The organism is Pseudoalteromonas sp. Isolate3 (assembly GCF_022398505.1).
Lineage (GTDB): Bacteria > Pseudomonadota > Gammaproteobacteria > Enterobacterales > Alteromonadaceae > Pseudoalteromonas > Pseudoalteromonas apostichopi.
The window spans coordinates 1-3,845 of record NZ_JAKEVN010000193.1 but is presented as its reverse complement, the minus strand read 5'-3'; the positions used below and the strand labels follow the sequence as shown (position 1 = coordinate 3,845).

Annotated in this window: 3 protein-coding genes and 1 pseudogene; 1 reads left to right on the top strand and 3 read right to left on the bottom strand. The window is 38.9% G+C overall.

Going from position 1 to position 3,845, the window contains the following annotated elements; all coding sequences use genetic code 11:
* Window positions 1-41: 41 nt before the first annotated feature.
* Window positions 42-1,205 (bottom strand): GGDEF domain-containing protein, encoded by a 1,164-nt coding sequence (locus L1D46_RS19960; protein ID WP_239978116.1) that lies wholly within the window; start codon window positions 1,203-1,205, stop codon window positions 42-44.
* 175 nt (window positions 1,206-1,380) lie between these two features.
* Window positions 1,381-2,031 carry a glutathione S-transferase family protein gene (locus L1D46_RS19955; RefSeq protein ID WP_239978115.1) on the bottom strand — a complete coding sequence of 217 codons (651 nt, stop codon included), beginning with the start codon at window positions 2,029-2,031 and terminating at the stop codon, window positions 1,381-1,383.
* 101 nt (window positions 2,032-2,132) lie between these two features.
* Between L1D46_RS19955 and L1D46_RS19950 the strand changes: the two genes are divergently transcribed.
* A complete protein-coding gene (locus L1D46_RS19950) occupies window positions 2,133-2,972 on the top strand; it encodes a LysR family transcriptional regulator (protein WP_239978114.1) in 840 nt (279 codons plus the stop codon).
* 13 nt (window positions 2,973-2,985) lie between these two features.
* Here L1D46_RS19950 and L1D46_RS19945 read toward each other — a convergent pair.
* Window positions 2,986-3,845, bottom strand: a pseudogene (locus L1D46_RS19945) (TolB protein); the annotation flags it as partial.

The window sequence follows — 3,845 nt, the reverse complement described above, 5'->3', positions numbered from 1 at the left end:
AACGAGCATAAGGTACATATTTTGTACTTATATTTAGGCTATTAAAATTTAATAACTAATTGATTCCGTCCTGCATCTTTAGCCTGATAAAGTGCAGCATCAGCTCTGGAGATAACTGACTTTTGCTCCTCTTCTTTCATTACGGTTAAGCCAAAACTTGCACGTATTGCTAAAGATAACTCACCAACCTCGCACCTTTCACTATTCATCCTTGCGATCATAGTATTAATAATAACAGTTGCATCTGACACTGAGCATAGTGGTAGCACAATAACAAATTCTTCACCGCCAAATCGATATACATCATCAGAGGAACGTAATGAGTCAGTTAAAAAAGCAGAAAAACGCTGCAATACAACATCACCTACCTCGTGACCATGGGTATCGTTAACACGTTTGAAGTAATCAATATCAGCTAAAATAACACATACTTGCTTGGACTCACCTTGCTGCTGTTTAACCATCCGCTGATATTCTTCATAGGCATTATCAAAAGCACGACGGTTAGGTAACTGAGTAAGGGCATCTTTAAGGGCTTGGCTTTTCATCTCATGGGCAAGCTGAGCAAGCTGGGTGTTCCTTACAAAAAGTTCTCTACGGATAATATGTTCATGAGCAGCCATGATCATACCTGCTAAGTTTGCTGCCACATGCGCTAAAACCACCATGTAAAAAGAGTGGTTAGATATTTCTTTACTGAAATAGATAACAGAGATAGCAAGAGCACTATATGAAATATTTAAAAATACCGATAACTTAATTGAAACCAAGGTCGAGAAATAAAATGTGATCAAGATGATCACATCAAAAAACATATGCAAAATATAGAAACGCTCATAAGTGATAGCCATAAATTGCATGTTCAAAAATAAAAACAGCATAAACACAGATATCACCAAACGAAATGACTGGATGCTTTTAATATAATTCAGAGCAAAAGCACTAAGAATACAAACTGAGACCATAATAGCTCGGCCGATTAAAGCGGTTTCTGGCCAAAATGAAGCCTGTATAATCATCTTATCGAAGAAGGTTACAAGCGCAGTGACTAATGCAATTGTACAGCACAAAAATTGCGCTATTTTTTTATCTTGACCGAATTTACTTTGTAAAAAGACATGCTCTACCTCAAGCGACTTAAATTGACAGGCATAGCGCTCAATTGTCATATCTTGATTTAATAATTTTGCTGCAAAAGCGCCCATAAATAAATGCCTACTACGAAAGGAAATGTGGGATGTTCGATTAAAGAGCAACTACTCTAGTATAGTGTGTGTGCTCATTAATTGAACTAGTATTTTTGTATAAAAATATGCCAAAAAATCCCACGCAAAAGTATAATAGGCAATAAAATTAATAGTTAGAAATTCGCAATATCGGCTAGTTAATTTCCTCACCTGCTTCATCACAGTCAACGATATCTGTTTCCTTAAGAGCTTCGCTAATCCAGATTTTGATAACCGGGCAAGCAAGTAGATGCTGGCAATAAGTTTGTGCAGCACACGATAGCTCAACTTGATACGTTTTAAAACGAAGTACTACAGGTGCGAACATCGCATCAACAATAGAGAAATCGCCAAATAACCACATATTAGGATAACTTTGTTGCTGAGAAGAAAATATCTCATCGATGCGAGCGATATCTTTTTTAGCTTGTTCTGATAATTCAACATGCCTTTTAGCACGAATATTCATTGGCATTTCATTACGAAGTGCAGCAAAACCAGAGTGCATCTCGGCAGCTAGACTGCGCGCTTTTGCTCTTTGGGCTATTTCACTAGGCCAAGCGGCACCATTTAGATAAGCATCATTGATGTATTCACAAATAGCGAGTGAGTCCCACACGGTTAACTCAGCATCAATAAGTGCCGGTACTTTTTGCACGGGAAACTTTTTTTCTAATGCTTCATAAAATTCAGGCGTATCTAAAACCAATTGTTGCTCTTTAAAAGAAACATTGAATTTTCTTAGTAAATACCACGCTCGCAATGACCAAGTTGAGTAGTTTTTATTGCCAATAAATAATTGCATTGTACTTCCTATAACGTTTAGATTAGGCTCACTATAAAACAGCAATTGGGCAATTACTCGCCAATTGTTTTTATAGTACCTATAAGAAAAGCTGATACATTATGGATATTGATGCCCTTAGAACATTTTGCGCCTTCGTCGATACAGGTAGTTTCACCCGTGCTGCAGCACAAATTTCCAGAACCCAATCTGCGGTAAGTATGCAAATGAAAAAGCTTGAACAGGACCTCGCAAGTTCACTCTTTGAAAAGCAAGGTCGTCAGCTGGTGCTAACCCATCAAGGCCACCAGCTAGCAAGTTATGCGAAGCAACTGATAGCCCTTTATGATGAAGCCTTTAAACAATTAAAAGCAGGTACTGGCAATTTACGTGTGCGCATCGGCTGTCCTGACGACTATGTCCACTCTTTGCTACCACAGCTTGTTTGTGCCCTACACCAACAGTTTGATGCCTTAGATATACAGATAAGCTGCGCCCCAAGTTCTGAGCTTAGAGCCAAACTAGACCAAGGTATGCTCGATTTAGTTGTTGCCACTCGCTCACCAGACAGCGAAGAAGGTTACTTATTGCAATCAAGCCAAGGCGTATGGGTGAAAAGCCCCGCTTTTGAGATTGAAGATTCAACCCCACTTCCTATTGCCCTGTTTCAACGAGACTGTAAGTTTCACCAAGCCAGTATTGAAGGTCTCTTAAAAACCGAGCGTCGTTTTAATATTATTGCCTGCTGTGGATCAGCAGGTGCATTACATGGCTTAATTGAACAAGGGTTGGCAATCGGCAGCATGGCGCGAATAAGCATGCAAAAAGGTTTGGAAGAAATCAGCGATAATTCGTTACCAGTACTGCCTATGATTGATATCGTACTGTTGTACGGTAATCATGCCCACAATCCACTCAATCATGAACAGCTTAAGCAGCTTGTGGAGTTGATTAAGACGTAAAGAACATATCAAGCTACTGAAATTTTACTAACTTACGAGTTCTATAAGGTTCTGTAAGATATAAAAACTCTTTTAAATCATGAGCACTGTTGATCAACATATGTTGCTTAGGTTGTGTTAACTGCCAACTTTCTGTTTCAGCAGTTGCCAAATCGATACGCTGGAAATTAATTGTATCTGCATGCTCCATTGTTACTGCTAATTGCTGGTTACTAACAGATATACCAATAATGTCATTGCTAGCTGCTTGCCAAACAGTTTCTATATCTCCACGGGTATTAACTCGAAACACTTCATTGCTATTTGAGAAGTAGATCTGATCTTGCTCATCTAAATCCATACCATAACAGCTTAAACGTTTCCCTAAGCCTGTGAATGGTGTCAACGTTAAGCTTGTTAAATCGAATTTTGCTGGATGAAACGTCTGTCCATCCTCTGCTCGATACGAAACTAAAATCGCGTCTTCATTGTGATACATTTCTCTCAAATAAAAAGAGTGATTTCCATGAGGTATTGTTTCATAAGTGCCACTGTTTAAATCAATTTTAAACAGTGTATCTTTACTTGCGGTGTAAACCTGCCGTGCGTCTTGGCTCCAAACAATGCCAAATAACTCATGGTTATCAGGGTTAGCAAAAATGCGCGTTTGCTTGCCACTATCGTATAAAAATAATTGTTTTAATCCAAAACGATGAGACTCAAAAACAAATTTCGTTGAGTCTGGCGAAAACACGGGTAGAAAGTCGATTGATGAGGTATCTACGAGTTTGGTCAGAGTGTCAGGGTTAGCACGTGTTTGGCTAACAATATCTACATCAACATTCACTAGCTCCATCAAAATGGCTTCAGCGTCTGGTGTGTACTGGGCATCAC

What these genes read in the sequence shown, in the direction of transcription:
- L1D46_RS19960 (WP_239978116.1), bottom strand. Translation starts at nt 1,205, where the DNA reads ATGGGCGCTTTTGCAGCAAAATTATTAAATCAAGATATGACAATTGAG.
- L1D46_RS19955 (WP_239978115.1), bottom strand. Translation starts at nt 2,031, where the DNA reads ATGCAATTATTTATTGGCAATAAAAACTACTCAACTTGGTCATTGCGA.
- L1D46_RS19950 (WP_239978114.1), top strand. Translation starts at nt 2,133, where the DNA reads ATGGATATTGATGCCCTTAGAACATTTTGCGCCTTCGTCGATACAGGT.